The sequence below is a fragment of the Terribacillus halophilus genome (assembly GCF_900162685.1).
Classification (GTDB): Bacteria; Bacillota; Bacilli; order Bacillales; family Amphibacillaceae; genus Terribacillus; species Terribacillus halophilus_A.
In genome coordinates, this window is sequence record NZ_LT727828.1 from 2,149,597 (window position 1) to 2,165,771 (window position 16,175).

At 42.2% G+C, this 16,175-nt stretch carries 14 protein-coding genes and 1 pseudogene; 7 read left to right on the plus strand and 8 right to left on the minus strand.

Features of this window, described 5'->3' with window-relative positions; genetic code table 11:
* Positions 1–93: 93 nt before the first annotated feature.
* Positions 94–717 carry a YktB family protein gene (locus B1K52_RS15545; protein ID WP_077309837.1) on the plus strand — a complete coding sequence of 208 codons (624 nt, stop codon included), beginning with the start codon at positions 94–96 and terminating at the stop codon, positions 715–717.
* A 42-nt stretch (positions 718–759) separates the two neighbouring features.
* Here B1K52_RS15545 and B1K52_RS15550 read toward each other — a convergent pair whose 3' ends face one another.
* Positions 760–1,029, minus strand: coding sequence for a UPF0223 family protein (locus B1K52_RS15550; protein ID WP_077309839.1), 270 nt, complete (start codon positions 1,027–1,029; stop codon positions 760–762).
* A gap of 125 nt (positions 1,030–1,154) precedes the next feature.
* On the opposite strand from B1K52_RS15550, the gene B1K52_RS15555 reads away from it, so the two are divergent.
* Positions 1,155–2,627 (plus strand): aminotransferase class I/II-fold pyridoxal phosphate-dependent enzyme, encoded by a 1,473-nt coding sequence (locus B1K52_RS15555; RefSeq protein ID WP_077309841.1) that lies wholly within the window; start codon positions 1,155–1,157, stop codon positions 2,625–2,627.
* Between the two features lie 140 nt (positions 2,628–2,767).
* On the opposite strand, the gene B1K52_RS15560 is transcribed toward B1K52_RS15555, so the two are convergent.
* Complete coding sequence (locus tag B1K52_RS15560; protein WP_077309843.1) at positions 2,768–3,610, minus strand: polysaccharide deacetylase family protein; 843 nt, start codon at positions 3,608–3,610, stop codon at positions 2,768–2,770.
* A gap of 210 nt (positions 3,611–3,820) precedes the next feature.
* Here B1K52_RS15560 and B1K52_RS15565 point away from each other — a divergent pair, with 210 nt between their 5' ends.
* Both B1K52_RS15565 and B1K52_RS15570 read left to right on the plus strand, forming a co-directional pair.
* Entirely contained in the window at positions 3,821–5,374 is a 1,554-nt protein-coding gene (locus tag B1K52_RS15565; RefSeq protein ID WP_077309845.1) for a glycine betaine uptake BCCT transporter, read from the plus strand.
* Between the two features lie 415 nt (positions 5,375–5,789).
* Positions 5,790–6,464, plus strand: a pseudogene (locus tag B1K52_RS15570) (C45 family autoproteolytic acyltransferase/hydolase); the annotation flags it as partial.
* A gap of 15 nt (positions 6,465–6,479) precedes the next feature.
* Here B1K52_RS15570 and lpdA read toward each other — a convergent pair.
* The 5 genes from lpdA to B1K52_RS15595 all read right to left on the minus strand — a co-directional run bounded on the left by lpdA (position 6,480) and on the right by B1K52_RS15595 (position 12,297).
* Positions 6,480–7,889 carry a dihydrolipoyl dehydrogenase gene (gene lpdA, locus B1K52_RS15575; RefSeq protein WP_077309849.1) on the minus strand — a complete coding sequence of 470 codons (1,410 nt, stop codon included), beginning with the start codon at positions 7,887–7,889 and terminating at the stop codon, positions 6,480–6,482.
* A 3-nt stretch (positions 7,890–7,892) separates the two neighbouring features.
* Positions 7,893–9,191 (minus strand): dihydrolipoamide acetyltransferase family protein, encoded by a 1,299-nt coding sequence (locus B1K52_RS15580; RefSeq protein ID WP_077309851.1) that lies wholly within the window; start codon positions 9,189–9,191, stop codon positions 7,893–7,895.
* A gap of 24 nt (positions 9,192–9,215) precedes the next feature.
* Positions 9,216–10,193, minus strand: coding sequence for an alpha-ketoacid dehydrogenase subunit beta (locus B1K52_RS15585; RefSeq protein WP_077309853.1), 978 nt, complete (start codon positions 10,191–10,193; stop codon positions 9,216–9,218).
* 3 nt (positions 10,194–10,196) lie between these two features.
* A complete protein-coding gene (gene pdhA, locus B1K52_RS15590; protein ID WP_179106613.1) occupies positions 10,197–11,240 on the minus strand; it encodes a pyruvate dehydrogenase (acetyl-transferring) E1 component subunit alpha in 1,044 nt (347 codons plus the stop codon).
* Positions 11,241–11,643: 403 nt separating this feature from the next.
* Positions 11,644–12,297, minus strand: a complete 654-nt coding sequence (locus B1K52_RS15595; protein WP_179106577.1) for a YkyA family protein — start codon at positions 12,295–12,297, stop codon at positions 11,644–11,646.
* A gap of 179 nt (positions 12,298–12,476) precedes the next feature.
* On the opposite strand from B1K52_RS15595, the gene def reads away from it, so the two are divergent.
* Positions 12,477–13,031: a peptide deformylase gene (gene def / locus B1K52_RS15600; RefSeq protein ID WP_077309859.1), complete on the plus strand. Its 555-nt coding sequence runs from the start codon at positions 12,477–12,479 to the stop codon at positions 13,029–13,031.
* Between the two features lie 32 nt (positions 13,032–13,063).
* Here def and B1K52_RS15605 read toward each other — a convergent pair whose 3' ends face one another.
* A complete protein-coding gene (locus B1K52_RS15605) occupies positions 13,064–13,837 on the minus strand; it encodes a Cof-type HAD-IIB family hydrolase (protein WP_077309861.1) in 774 nt (257 codons plus the stop codon).
* Positions 13,838–14,298: 461 nt separating this feature from the next.
* On the opposite strand from B1K52_RS15605, the gene B1K52_RS15610 reads away from it, so the two are divergent.
* Both B1K52_RS15610 and rnjA read left to right on the plus strand, forming a co-directional pair.
* Positions 14,299–14,511 (plus strand): DNA-dependent RNA polymerase subunit epsilon, encoded by a 213-nt coding sequence (locus tag B1K52_RS15610; protein ID WP_077309863.1) that lies wholly within the window; start codon positions 14,299–14,301, stop codon positions 14,509–14,511.
* Positions 14,508–16,175 carry a ribonuclease J1 gene (gene rnjA, locus B1K52_RS15615; protein WP_077309865.1) on the plus strand — a complete coding sequence of 556 codons (1,668 nt, stop codon included), beginning with the start codon at positions 14,508–14,510 and terminating at the stop codon, positions 16,173–16,175. Before B1K52_RS15610 ends, rnjA begins: the two co-directional genes overlap by 4 nt.

Sequence of the window (16,175 nt, forward strand, 5' to 3'; positions counted from 1 at the left end):
CCGTTTGTAAACCTTTCCTTACTTGCAATCTTCCTGCTTGACAGGTATGATGAAAAAGATTTAACGGACAGATTTCGGCAAGGAGTGACACAAATGTCAGCATTATTTACACAGCAGGATTTTGATGTATTTACGATAGATGGATTGGAAGAAAGAATGGAAGAGCTGCGCAGTCGGCTGTCTCCGAAGTTAGAGATGCTTGCAACTGAACTGGCTCCCTTTGCAGAGCAAGTGACGGATGAAGATATGTATGTGCATGTTGCTAAGCACGCTCGCCGTACGAAAAATCCTCCAAAAGATACGTGGTCAGCTTTAGCATCCAGTAAGCGAGGGTATAAAAAGCTTCCTCATTTTCAGATTGGCCTTTGGGGCAGTCATGTATTTGTTCAATTTGCCCTTATATACGAAAGTCCTTTTAAAGAAGCAGTTGGACAGAAAATGACAGAAGCAAAGCAGCAGATTCTAAATACCATCCCATCCCACTATGTCTGGTCAATGGATCATATGAAGCCAGATGCTTCACCTATCTCCGATGAATTGTACGATAAGATAGCAGATCGCCTGCAGCATATTAAGAAATCAGAATTGGTATGCGGTGTTCATCTGCAGCCTGACGATCCGGCACTCGCTTCAAAAGCAGAATTTCTTAAGGTGTGTCAAGATGTCTTGAAACATACAGCTATTTTGTATGAACAAGCAGCGCATCAACATGCTTAATAAATATCAAATCCCCTTCCTAGCTTGGAGGGGGATTTTGCTTTACATATTTATTTTTTCTCCAGGAGATGCAGCTTTTGCTTTTTGAACTGCCCGATAACTAGAGTATCCAGAGTCTTTTTCAAATTGTGCTCCCAATTGTTTCTCTTCTGACTTGGAAGGCACTATTTGTTTAAAGCGCTCATAAGCAAGCAGCAAGTCGTCCCGCAAAATGCCATCTTCATATGTACGCTCGACTAAGGAGAAGAAATTTACAACATCAATAATTTCCTCTTTTGTCCACGTTTCATCTAATGGATAGCTATAGCTCATTTTACCCCCTCCTTCTCTGGATAATAGTGTAACACGAAAAGAGCAATCCATGCGAAGCTAGTAATCACAAGCTAGTTTTGCTATAATTCTTTTGTTTTTAACTAGTAAAGAGGGTGTCAGCAAAGATGTTTTCACAAGAACAAGCACCATTGTTTGATGGCTTGCGTAAGCATGCCGCGAACAAACCACTTCAATTCCACATACCTGGTCACAAAACAGGCAAAGGAATGGACAGCGCATTTTCCGCTTTTATCGGAGAAAACGCACTTTCCATCGATTTAATCAATATAGAACCATTGGATGACCTGCATCATCCACATGGCATGATTCAAGAAGCACAGCAGCTTGCAGCCAAAGCTTTTGGCGCGGATTACACCTTTTTCTCCGTTCAAGGTACAAGCACACCAATTATGGCAATGGTAATGAGTGTATGCAAACCTGGAGATAAAATTATTGTTCCGCGAAATGTGCATAAGTCTGTCACAAGTGCACTAATCTTTTCAGGCGCCATACCTATTTTCGTTCATCCGCAGCTGGATCATCATCTTGGTATCTCACACGGCATTACACCTGCTGCTGTCGAGAAAGCATTAGAGGCAAATCCTGATGCCAAAGGAGTACTCGTCATTAACCCGACGTACTTTGGTGTTGCGGCGGACTTAACTCAAATTGTAGATGTTTCGCATCGATATAATGTTCCTGTTCTTGTCGATGAAGCACACGGTGTTCATATCCATTTTCACGAACAAATGCCTGTCTCAGCAATGGCGGCAGGAGCAGACTTAGCGGCAACAAGCGTCCACAAGCTGGGCGGTTCTTTAACGCAGAGTTCTATATTAAATCTGCGTGAAGGGCTTGTTCGGCATGAGCAAGTACAAACGGTGCTTTCCATGCTTACTTCGACAAGCACTTCCTATATCCTGCTGGCATCTTTGGATGCAGCACGCCGCCAGCTTGCCACAAAAGGTGCGGAAATGAACACACGTACGATCCAGCTTGCGAATGATGCACGAAAGCAAATTAATGCCATCACTGGTCTGTATTGTGCTGGTGCAGAAATACTTGATTCAGAAGCCGCATTTGCTATCGACCCGACGAAGCTACTTGTGTCAGTTAAACAGCTTGGTATTTCTGGGAGTGATGCAGAGCGGTGGCTGCGACAAGAAAAAAATATGGAAGTAGAACTTTCGGATTTATACAATCTGTTATTCTTAATTACGCCGGGTGATACAGAAAAGGAAATCCAGCAGCTGCTGCATGCTTTAGCTGACCTGGCTGCATTGCACCAAGGAGGCATTTCTGCTCCTAACATGGAAGTCTCTGTTCCTGAGATGCCCGTTTTGTCACTTAGTCCTCGTGACGCATTTTACGCCGATACAGAAGCAATTCCGCTAGCGGAATCTGAAGGGCGGATTAGTGCTGAATCTATTATGGTCTATCCACCAGGCATCCCGATTTTCATTCCCGGTGAAATTATAAGCGCTGAAAATATCATCTATATTAAACGCAATATAGAAGCAGGTCTCCCCGTACAGGGGTTAATGGATGAATCGAGCGAATATATTCGTGTCATTAAAGAACATCGCGCTTTCCGGTAATAAAGCGAAGTAATCGGGTTATACATGAAGGCAACAGATTTAACGCTTCCCCGACTCTTAAACAAGAGAAAATCCGAGCTACGTCAATTCTTATTAAAGAATCGGCATAGCTCGGATTTTTGTTTAATGCACGTTCATTGTTAAGATGGTCGTTCAATTGTTTCGGGATCTACTAGTGTGAAGCCTTTGTCTCTCAAGCCTTTCACAATTTCAGGAACAGCTGCTGCTGTCCATTCTCGGTCATGCATAAGCAGATTCGCCCCATTTCCGAGCAGCTCTGTGTTTACCATAATATCTGCCAACGCGTCTTTGTCCTGGTACTGACTTTCCCAATCGTACCCATAGGTCCAGTTCATGACTGCCATTCCTTCATCTTCAGCCAGCTGTCTTGAGTAGTCCGTATTTTCTCCAAATGGGGCACGGAAGAACGCTGGCTTCTCCCCAGTAATTTCTTCTACCAATTTGTTTACTTTTAAGATCTCTTCTTTTGTTTCTTCCTGTGTTAAGTCATTTAGATTCGCATGACTATATGTATGGTTTCCGATAGCAAAACCCATGTCATGAATCTTTTTTAATGTCTCTTTTTCTTCATCCGTTGTCAAAAAATGTCCGTTAACAAAAAAGATTGCCGGCGCATTTAGTTCTTTTAATGTTTTTGCAATTTCTAATGCATGCTTATCCGGCGCATCGTCAAATGTCAGCAAAGCTACCTGTGCTTCTGCGTTATCAATAGGTACAATGGAAGAAATTTCGGAAACCTTGTACTTCGGTTCTTGCTTCTCCTCCTGCTTTACCGCTTCTTGTTTTTCCTGTTCTGCTTCCTTTTCCGCTTTTACTTCCTCTTGCTTTTCTTGTTCTTGTTCCTGTTCTTGGGACGTATCTTCCTTGGTTTGCTCAGATGATGACTGATCCGCACTTGCACAACCGGTAAACACCAGAACGGATAATACAGCTAGCAGCGGAAATACTAAGTATCTCTTCATAACTTACACCCTCCAAAATGACATGTTATTGCCATTATAGAGGAAACACCTGCTCATGTAACGTAAGAAGGCCTTTCCTGTCGAGATGCAAGGAATTATATCAATAATGGTTTATTTAAATCGAATTATGGGTATCAAAAGAAAGTGATAATTTGTTATAATGGTTATTTGCATAAGAAAGTACAAGCTTTTAGCGGAAAGGATTGACTTATGAAAAAAACAACTAGTGTATTCTGGTGGGGAGTCGGAATCGTAATTGCTTTTCTAATTTGGGGAAGCATTCCTGAATCTATTCTTCCAAACGGGAATACAGCGAATGTTACAAACATTATACAAGCTTTTCTAATTGATCAATTTGGCTGGTTCTACTTAATTGCTGCTACTATCTTCCTTGGTTTTGCCATTTTCCTCATGTTTTCGAAGTACGGGAAAATCAGACTGGGTAAACCAGAAGACAGACCGGAGTACAGCTACATATCATGGTTTGCAATGCTGTTTAGTGCCGGTATGGGTATTGGTCTTGTGTTCTGGGGAGCTTCAGAACCTCTTAACCATTTCAATACGCCTCCTACAATTGTAGGCGAAGCAAGCTCAGCAGAAGCTGGAACAACTGCCTTAGCGTACAGCTTCTTTCACTGGGGTCTGCACCCATGGGCTATTTATGCCACACTAGCTCTGGCAATTGCTTACTTTACTTTCCGTAAAGATTCGAATGGCGGTGTGATTAGTTCCATTCTTGAGCCAATCTTTGGTAAACGTGTTTTGGGGCCATTAGGTAAGACAATTGATATCATAGCGGTATTTGCTACTATCTTTGGTGTTGCAACTTCTTTAGGATTGGGCGCCATTCAAATCAGCACCGGTTTGGGGTATGTATTTGATGGAATTGAGTCATCATTTGGTCTTCAGTTATTAATTATTGTTATTGTGACAGTACTGTTCATCACTTCTGCATTAAGCGGTGTTGATAAAGGGATGAAGTTAATCAGTAACGCTAACATCATCATCGCGATTATTTTGATGCTGGCAGTACTTTTCCTAGGTCCAACTAACTTTATTTTAAGTTCATTTTCCACGTCACTCGGACAATATATCCAGCATCTGCCGGAATGGAGTTTCCGTTTGACACCTTACGATACCGACAACGCATGGATCGGTAATTGGACTCTGTTCTACTGGGCTTGGTGGATTGCTTGGGCACCATTTGTTGCGACATTTATCGCTCGCGTTTCTCGGGGTCGTACTATCCGTGAATTTGTGACAGGCGTTCTCTTAGTGCCAACTATTTTCGGTGCTATCTGGTTTGCTGTATTTGGTGCAACAGGTATTCACATGGAATACTTTGAAGGAATTGACTTGTTCAGTGACATTTCTCAATTCGGCTCAGAAGTAGGCTTATTTGCACTGTTATCCAATATTCCAGGTGGAACAGTTCTTTCTATTGTAGCTTTGTTGTTGATTAGTACATTCTTCATTACATCAGCGGACTCCGCTACCTTTGTATTGGGTATGCAGACAACAAATGGAGATATCCATCCAAGCAAGAGCGTACGTCTTACTTGGGGACTTATCCAATCAGCAACAGCAGCTATTCTGCTCTTCGTTGGCGGATTAAATGCCTTACAAACAGCATCCATCATTGCAGCTTTTCCATTTGCGATTATAATGGTACTTGTCGTTGTCTCACTCATTATTTCGTTTAAGCAAGAAGCTAAACGTCTTGATTTAACAGCTACATCGAAAAAGGAAAAAACGGGAGAGTAATTCTCCTGTTTTTTTGTTTGCAGGAATTTTGTTCTCAACGAAATTCAATTAGCAAGAGGTGAATTTCGCGGAATTAAAAGAAGATATTTTGCAAATACGAGATACTTCCTACACTATCGGTTAAAAAATAGGTGCTTTTTATGCTGGCAACTCTATACTGAACCAATTTAAGCAATTATCCGCTTCTCATACAAACTACCAAGAGATACAAGATCTGTTCTCCTCTTTTGCCCCTCATCTTCTAGATGAACTAGAGGAAATTGCAGATGGTATAGGTATTCATCCTCTGCAAGCTGCTTCTTTTTACAGCGGGTATAATATGCAACGCCCCCATGCTCTTGGCTGCTCTGCTCTTGGGAACCATGCTGCCTATGTAAGAAATTATGATTTTACACCTGACTAATATGATCATTGCTTAAGCTTTTTGTCTCCAACTGATGTATATAGTACAATCGGATACAACCTTCAGCTAATTGGTAGACACGAGGGAGTAAATGAAAAAGGACTCGTCATTGGACTTCATTTCGTCAGTAATCAAGGCTTCAGCAAAGGCTTGGCTGCTTGGACTGCTGTCCGTATAGCACTTGATACTTGTGCAACAACTAATCAGGTGATTGAGTTATTTAAGCTGCTGCCCCATGCTTCTTGCTATAATTTTTCTGTAGGAGATGCAAATGGACATCATGTCGTCCTAGAAATAACCCCGAATACAGTTTATGTTCGCACATCGGATACAGGCTTAGTTTGTACGAATCACTTTGTGCAGACAGAAAAGTATAACCGAGAGGATGTGACTAGCACGCGCGCTCGTTACAGCTTTCTGTCTGCACAAAGAACTGCCTTGATGAACCAGACAGATTTATTCAAGTTATTCGCAGATCCTGCTTCTCCCCTCTTTTTTGATGACTACGACAACTTATTTGGTACATTACATACGTTTGCTTATTCGTTTGAAACAAAGCGCTTAATTACATCTTTAGCTCAAGGAGCTCTATTAGATATAAATGCTTCAGATTGGTTTTCCGGAAAGAACCTCTCCAAAAAAGCAATTTATGGCTATATAGCAAAAAAGCCTACCCAAAAAGGGTAGGCTTTTAAGAATCCATTATTTTACGATATGGATTGGTGTGCCGATTGCAACTTCAGCCGCTTCCATTGTGATCTCACCAAGAGATGGGTGAGCATGGATTGTAAGTGCGATATCTTCAGCAGTAATACCAGACTCAACAGCTAGGCCAAGTTCAGCGATCATATCACTAGCATTAGGACCAGCGATTTGCGCGCCTAGGACAACACCGTCTTCTTCACGAGTAACAAGTTTCATGAAACCGTCACTGTCGTTAAGAGATAGTGCACGACCGTTAGCAGCAAATGGGAATTTAGATGCTTTTACTTTGTAGCCAGCATCTTTAGCAGACTTCTCTGTATGACCTACAGACGCAAGTTCTGGCTCAGAGAATACTACCATTGGAATACCATTATAATCGATAGCAGATGGTTTGCCGCTGATTGCTTCCGCAGCAATCTTACCTTCGTAAGAAGCTTTGTGAGCAAGTGGCGGTCCTTCTACGATATCACCGATTGCATAGATATTTTCAACATTTGTACGGCACTGTTCGTCGATTTCGATCAAGCCGCGGTCAGTCATCTTAATGCCTACTTCTTCTAAACCAAGTTCAGAAGTGTTCGGACGACGACCTACAGTTACAAGTACATAATCAGCATCAATTGTTTCTTCTTTACCGTTTGCTTCATATGTTACTTTAACGCCATCAGCAGACTCTTCAACGCCTTTTGCCATAGCCTCTGTAACAATGTTAACGCCTTTTTTCTTCAGTCCGCGGGAAACAAGTGATGTCATTTGTTTCTCGAAACCGCTAAGGATATCTTTCATTCCTTCAAGAACTGTAACTTCAGTACCGAAGTTAGCATAAGCAGTACCAAGCTCGATTCCTACGTAACCACCGCCGATAACGACAAGTTTCTTAGGAATTTCTTTAAGATTAAGTGCACCAGTTGAATCTAGTACACGATCAGTGTACTTGAATGTTGGTAACTCGATCGGAGTAGAACCTGTTGCAATAATACAGTTGTTAAATGTGTAAGTTTGAGAGTTCTTCTCATCCATTACTTTTACTGTATTTTTGTCAACGAAGTAAACTTCACCTGATACTACATCTACTTTGTTTCCTTTCAATAGACCGCCAACACCAGAAGTAAGCTTGTTTACAACGCTAGCTTTCCAGTCTTGTACTTTAGAGAAGTCTACTTTTGCTCCTTCAGTAGAAATACCAAGATCAGCATCACCATGTGCATATTCTACTTTGTGACCAGCTTGGATCAATGCTTTAGAAGGAATACAACCAACGTTTAAGCAAACACCGCCAAGGTTGCCTTTCTCTACTACTGTTACTTTTTGACCTTCTTGTGCAGCGCGGATGGCAGCTACATAGCCGCCAGGTCCCGCACCTACAACAAGAGTATCTAATTCGATTGGGAAGTCTCCTACTACCATTCCTTATCCCTCCATCATGATTAGTTGTGGATCTGCTAATAGACGTTTCAAGTGGTTCATTGCTGTTTGAGCAGTTGCACCGTCAACGATTCTGTGGTCAAAGCTTAGAGAAAGCGCAAGCACTGGAGCTGCAACGATTTCACCATCTTTAACGATTGCTTTTTCAGCGATACGTCCAACACCAAGGATTGCTGCTTCAGGGTAGTTGATTACCGGAGTGAACCACTGACCACCTGCAGAACCGATGTTAGAGATAGTGCTGGAAGCACCTTTCATTTCGTTCGGTCCTAGTTTACCGTCACGTGCTTTAACTGCAAGCTCGTTGATTTCCTGGGAAATAGTAAACACGGATTTACGATCTGCATCTTTAACAACTGGTACTAGAAGACCTTTTTCAGTGTCTGCTGCGATACCGATGTTGTAGTAATGTTTTGTAACGATCTCGTCTGTCGCATCATCGATGGAAGAGTTCAAGATCGGGAAGTTTTTCAATACAGAAACAAGCGCTTTGGCAACGTATGGAAGATACGTAAGCTTGATTTCTTTTTCAGCAGCAACTGCTTTGAATTTCTTACGATGTGCAACAAGCTCAGTAACATCAACTTCATCCATCAATGTAACGTGAGGAGCTGTTGTTTTAGAAGTTACCATCGCTTTTGCAATCGCACGACGGATACCGCTCATTTTCTCTCTGGATTCTGGGAACTCGTCGCCAGAAACAACAGGAGCAGAAGCAGTAGCTTTTTCTTCAGCAGCTGGTTCAGCAGCATCTGTTTGTGGAGCAGCTTTCGCAGCACCGCCATTTTTGAAGCTGTCGATATCTTCAGCTAGTACACGGCCGCCTTTACCAGAGCCAGATACTTGCTTGATGTCAACGCCTTGCTCACGAGCATATTTACGTACAGAAGGCATTGCAATAACTAGGTCTCCTGATGGAGCTTCTGCTTTAGGGCCTTCTTCTTTAATTTCTTTAACTGTTTCGTTAGATTCAGTTCCATTTGCTTGGATGGAAGTCTGTTCTTGCTCAGCTGGAGCCGGAGCATTTCCGCCTTCAGCGTCGCCGCCTTCTCCGTCGAAAGTGATAAGTGTATCACCAACAATAGCTACTTCACCTTCACCAACAGAGATTTTAGAAACAGTACCATCGTAAGGAGATGGAATTTCTACTACTGCTTTATCGTTTTGAACTTCGCAAAGTACGTCGTCCTCTGCTACAGTGTCGCCTTCTTTGACGAACCATTTTACGATTTCACCTTCGTGAATACCTTCACCGATATCCGGCATTTTAAATTCGAAAGCCAAAATAATTACCTCCTGATTCTGCTTTTAGAAATTGATTACTTCGTTCGCTTTTTCAACAATGTCGCTATGGTTTGGAAGCCATACTTCTTCTGCTTGTGAGAAAGCAAATACAGTATCCGGTGCAGTAACTCGCATTACTGGAGCATCAAGATGCAGGATAGCGCGTTCTTGAATTTCAGAAATCAAGTGAGCTGCAACACCAGCTTGGCGCTGTGCTTCTTGAACGACTACTACACGGCCTGTTTTCTTAACAGAAGCTAGAACTGTATCAAGATCAATTGGGCTTACTGTACGCAAGTCAATTACTTCAGCAGATACGTTGTTTTTCTCAAGCTCTTCAGCAGCTTTCATGGAAGCTTGTACCATAGCACCATAAGCGATAAGCGTTACGTCAGTACCTTCACGTTTAACAGCTGCTTTACCGATTTCTACAGTGTACTCTTCTTCAGGTACCTCTTCACGGAATGAACGGTAAAGTTTCATGTGCTCAAGGTAGACAACCGGATCGTTATCACGAATCGCGGAGATCAAAAGACCTTTTGCATCGTATGGATTGGATGGGATAACTACTTTCAGACCAGGCTGTTGCGCCATAAGGCCTTCTAGAGAATCCGCATGCAATTCAGGAGTGTGCACACCGCCGCCGAAAGGAGCGCGGATTGTTACTGGAGCACTTTGCGTGCCGCCAGAACGATAACGCAAACGAGCCAATTGTCCGCTGATTGCGTCCATTACTTCGTATACGAAACCAAAGAATTGGATTTCCGGAACTGGACGGAAGCCTTCAACTGCAAGACCTACAGCCATACCGCCGATTGCAGACTCAGCAAGTGGTGTATCGAATACACGTTCTTCGCCGAACTCAGCTTGCAAACCTTCAGTCGCACGGAATACACCGCCGTTTTTACCAACGTCTTCCCCGAAGATCATAACGTTTTCGTCATTCTTCAGTTCTGTACGTAGAGCATCAGTGATTGCTTGGATCATTGTCATTTGTGCCATGACTTACTTCGACTCCTTTTCTTTGTACACTTCCAATTGTTCTTTAAGGTTAGAAGGAAGTACTTCGTACATATTGTTGATCAAGTCGGATACTTTCATCTTAGGATGCGCATCTGCTTGTTTAATCGCGGCTTTAATTTCTTCTTTCGCCTGATCGATTACTTTGTTTTCTTCTTCTTCGGACCATAGGCCTTTTGCTTCCAAATACTTACGGAAACGAACCAATGGATCTTGTTTTTCCCACTCGGAATCCATATCTTCTGTACGGTAGCGAGTTGGATCGTCACCAGCCATTGTATGCGGGCCGTAACGGTAAGTAAGAGTTTCGATCAATGTTGGGCCTTCGCCGTTGATCGCGCGCTCACGAGCATCTTTAGTAGCTGCGTATACTGCAAGTACGTCCATACCATCCACTTGGATACCATTGATACCTACAGCAACTGCTTTTTGAGCAAGTGTTTTAGCTTTTGTTTGTTTTTCACGTGGTACAGAGATAGCGAATTGGTTATTCTGCACAACGAAGATTGCTGGTGCTTCAAATGCTCCTGCAAAGTTCATACCTTCATAGAAGTCACCTTGTGACGTACCGCCATCACCAGTGTAAGTAATTGCAACAGCTTTCTTGCCGCGGCGTTTCATACCAAGTGCCACACCAGCTGCTTGCGTGATTTGAGCACCGATGATAATTGCTGGGCTGAGTGCGTTTACACCTTCAGGGAATTGGTTTCCGTGGAAGTGTCCGCGAGAGAATAGGAATGCTTGGTAAAGTGGAAGACCATGCCAAATTAGCTGTGGTACATCACGGTATCCAGGCAAGATAAAGTCTTCTTTTTCCAAAGCAAACTGGGTACCAAGCTGGGACGCCTCCTGACCTGCTGTCGGCGCGTAGAACCCAAGTCTACCTTGTCTATTCAATGCAATGGAGCGCTGATCAAGGATGCGCGTATACACCATTCTGTGCATTAATTCCTTCAATTCTTCATCTGACAAATCCGGTAAAGCTTCTTCGTTTACGACTTCGCCATCTTCGTTAAGAATTTGAAACATTTCAAATTGATCTTCGATTCCTTCTAGCGTACGTTTCAAAGCTAGTCACCTATCCTTCCTAGAACTATATTTTACTGTAATAGCCTTTCCAAAAACACGGGAAGTACCACAATAGTTTACTGTACCCATCTCGTCCCCCCGTATAACCGGATAAAACAGAAGTACACAAAACTGTTACATTAATCATGTTAACAAATAGTGATACAATTCATGTCCTGTTATAGTTTAGCTTATTTTGCCGGAAAAGGTCAATAACTTAGATTTGATATTAATAAAAATTTATGAAAACGTTATTAATAGAATCTTCGCACTTCTCCTGTTTTTGAACTGTACTACACATAATTTTAATACTGTATCAGTAATTAAAAAACCCTTTTCTTTTTTGAGAAAAGGGTTTCACTGTTTACTTCGTCTCTACGTCTAATCCTGCAGCTTCATAAAACTGCTGTTTTTGTTCGTTAAATGCTTCTGTCTGCTTATTAAATCCATCATTGGCCGTCTTGATGTTTTCGTAACTTGCGTTAATCTCTTCAATTTGAGCAGTTAGTTCGTCCTGTGAAATGTCTTCTTTCTGGAACATCTCATATAGTTTCTCGTCTTGATCGAGTGCAGTTGTATACGCACTGTGAAGTTTTTCATAAGCATTATATCGAGCTTCCATTGTATCGTAGAGTGATTCCGCCTTCTGTTTCGCTTCCTCATTCTCTAAATCAGGGATAACGGATTCAATTTCCTCGAATTCTGCTTGTGCCTTCTCTAAACTCTCCTGTTCCTTTTCCAGCGCATCTCTGCGCTGCCCGATCACATCAATCGCTTCTTTTGCTTTGCTTTTGATCTGATCCAGCTCGTCTTCTCCCAACTGCAGGATTTCATTGTATAAGTCCTGTTCCCGTTTTTCTAACTTCGTCAGGGGCTCTTGCTGGTCGACGTATCCTGATTCAAGCGAAACCGTCTCTTCCAGGTGATTATAAACCTGTTCCTCCGGCGATGCATTGTTACATGCAGTGAGTCCCACAGCACTCCCTATCAGGAGTATGCTTAGTCCTAACTTGCGCAAAACGTATCCTCCTCTGCCATGTTTCCCACAGCTTCTATGTAGTCCCACCCATTGTATACCAAATAAGAAAATGGTGAAAGAAATTCGATAATTCAATTTCCAGTTTGATTCTGGTGTCATACATGCATACTTGTGATAGACTATAAAATTGAAAAGTAACAGCGCAAGGAGTGATCAACATGATTACAATGGATGATATTATCCGGGAGGGGAATCCCATTCTCGAGCAAGTAGCGGAGGAAGTAGAGATTCCTGCTACGGAAGAAGATAAACAAACGTTGACGGAAATGCTTGAATACTTGAAGAACAGTCAAGATGATGAAACAGCCGAAAAATATGGTTTACGTCCTGGTGTAGGTTTGGCAGCGCCGCAAATCGGCATTTCAAAAAGAATGATTGCTATTTATTTTGAAGATCCGAACGGCACCCTTTATGAATATGGTTTGTTCAATCCGAAGATCGTCAGCCACTCTGTAGAAAATACGTATCTGATGAGCGGAGAAGGCTGTCTTTCAGTTGATCGCGAGATACCTGGATACGTACCTCGTCATTCCCGTATCACTGTTAAAGCAGTAACATTGGAAGGAAAAGAAGTTAAACTTCGGTTAAAAGGTTATGCTGCCGTTGTCTTCCAGCATGAAATTGATCATTTGAACGGCACGATGTTTTATGACCGAATTAACCAAGAAGATCCTTTTGCGCAGCCGGAAAATTCAAAACCGATTGAACTATAAGAAATGCGCACTCCGCTGAGTGCGCATTTTATTTATATCAATCCAGCTTGCTTCAGACCAAGTGCTAATCCATCTTCATCTACATGGGCTGTCTGAATATCAGCAAGCTCTTTAAGTTCGGGTACAGCATTGCCCATTACAATTCCTGTCCCTGCATAAGCAATCATCTCTAAGTCATTCAGGCCATCTCCGCATGCATAGGCTGCATTAACTGATAGTTGGGCAGCATCTAATAATTTCATAAGGCCGACCTTTTTGGATCCATCTCTAGGAAGTACATCACAGGATAGAGGATGCCAACGGATAAAGCGTACATGGTCATGATGGGAAGCAAATGTTTCTTCTTCCTTCTCTTCACAAAATAAAAGTGCTTGATAAATTGGCTCATGGTGAAAATAATCCTTATCAATTTCCGGGTATGTAAATCCAAGAGAAGCTAAACTCTCTCTTATAAATCCATTATCCGTTTCGGATGCCTTCATAATGGATTCGCCCATAAAGACCATAGCGAGCTCTTTTTCAGATGCTTCATTATATAAATGCAGCAGATGTTCTCTTGCAATCGGATTCTGATGGATAACTTCCCCTTCGAAGACGACATATTGCCCGTTATAACTAACAAAAGACGTAATATCAAGTTCTTGGCGGATATCCTCAAACATGAACGGAGCCCGCCCTGTAGCGATTGCGACGTAATGGCCGTTGTCTTTCAGTGCCTGAACTGCTTCCTTTGTCGCTTGCGGAATTTTACCTTGCGAATTTAAAATTGTGCCATCAATATCTAAGAATACAATCTTTTTTTCCATACTATATCCTCCTCCTCGTTCCCCCTGCCCTTGCATCTTTCCTCTCTACTTCTTATAATCGAGTATAAGTTATGCAGGTTCGTCGAAAAATATCTTTACATGAATCCCAAGAGAAAACAACCATTCCTTCCTTTTACAGGCAGTTTTTTTGAAACTCTATAGTGTTTTTGTTTTCATCTTAGCGTTTTCATACTATACTGTAGGTAAGAGGGATTGGACGGGTAAACGTTTTTTCTTGCTTTTCTGCGAAACGAAAGGAGTTGCTTCGTGTGCTCAAGCGTTTGAAGGAAAAGTTAAAGAAACGGTGGAAAGATTTATTTGGCCAAAAACGACGAGTGCCTACAACGTGCGGACAAGATCTAACTGAATAGCATTACGTCAGCAATTCGGTTGTGTACAGACTTGCTCCGTTCGATATGGACATAAAGCAATTGTCAACCATAAGAATAGGAGAGATAAATATGGTATTTAAAGTATTTTATCAAGAAAACCCATCCGAAATTCCAGTACGAGAAGACACAAAAAGCTTGTACATGGAAGCGGAGAGTGTAAGACAAGTACGTAAAACTCTAGCAGATCGCAACATTAACATCGAGTTCATCCAGCCGCTCGATAAGGAACATCTTGCATATGAGCAACAATCCGAGCACTACAAATTGGAGCAAGCGAAATGAAATTCGTAAAAAATGACCAAACAGCTGTTTTTGCCATCGGCGGACTAGGTGAAATTGGCAAAAACATGTATGGTGTCCAATTCCAAGATGAAATTATTATTATTGATGCCGGAATTAAATTTCCTGAGGACGAGCTCCTTGGTATTGATTACGTAATCCCTGATTTCACTTATATCATTCAAAATCAAGATAAAGTAAAAGGCTTGTTCATTACGCATGGTCACGAAGACCACATCGGCGGTGTTCCTTACCTTCTAAAAGAAGTGAATATCCCTATTTATGCAGGTAAACTTGCGATGGGAATGATCAAGAATAAGTTGGATGAACACGGCTTATTGCGTAATGCAAAACTTAACATTTACGGCGAAGATGATGTGATCAAGTTCAGAAAAACTTCCGTCAGCTTCTTCCGCACAACACATAGTATTCCGGAATCATTCGGTGTAGTAGTCAAGACCCCTCCTGGCAACGTCGTGCACACCGGTGACTTCAAATTTGATTTCACACCAGTCGGACAGCCTGCTGATATTGCGAAAATGGCTGAAATAGGCAAAGAAGGCGTACTTTGCTTACTATCCGATTCTACGAACAGTGAGGTCCCTGGCTTCACAATGTCTGAGCGTGTTGTTGGCGAAAGCATCAACGATATTTTCAGAAGAGTAGACGGACGCTTAATTTTTGCTACCTTTGCTTCTAATATCCACCGATTGCAGCAAGTAATCGAGTCGGCAGTAAAAACAGGCCGTAAAGTTGCTATCTTTGGCAGAAGCATGGAAACAAATATTAACTTAGGTATCGAGCTTGGATTCATTAACGCACCGAAAGACACGTTTATTGAATCTCATCAAATTAACCGCTTGCCTGCGAATGAAGTTGTTATCCTTTGTACTGGTTCCCAAGGTGAACCGATGGCTGCCCTATCTCGGATTGCCAACGGCACACACCGTCAGATCCAAATACAGCCTGGTGATACAGTCGTCTTCTCTTCTTCACCAATTCCAGGTAACACAATTAGTGTAAGCCGTATAATTAACATGCTGTATCGTGCTGGAGCAGATGTCATTCATGGTCCATTGAATGAGATTCATACTTCGGGTCACGGCAGCCAAGAAGAACAGAAGCTAATGCTTCGTTTGATGAATCCGAAATACTTCATGCCGATTCACGGGGAGTACCGGATGCTTGTCGAGCATATGAAGCTTGGTAAGCTTTGCGGCATTGACGAAGCCAATTCCTTTATCATGGATAACGGAGACGTCTTGGCCTTAGGTAAAGACAGTGCAGCAATTGCAGGTAAGATTCCTTCTGGTTCTATCTATGTAGACGGAAGCGGTATCGGTGATATCGGAAATATCGTTTTACGTGATCGCCGTATCCTTTCTGAAGAAGGTCTTGTCATTGTTGTTGTCAGCATCAACATGAAAGAATTCCGCATTGCATCTGGGCCTGACATTATTTCTCGCGGTTTCGTATACATGCGTGAATCAGAAGATCTGATTAACGAAGCACAAAAAATCGTCTCTGCCCATCTAAATAAAGTGATGGAAAGAAAAACGACACAATGGTCTGAAATTAAAAATGAAATCACAGATACAATTGCACCGTTCTTGTTTGAGAAAACAAAACGACGCCCAATGGTACTTCCAATCATCATGGAAGTGTAA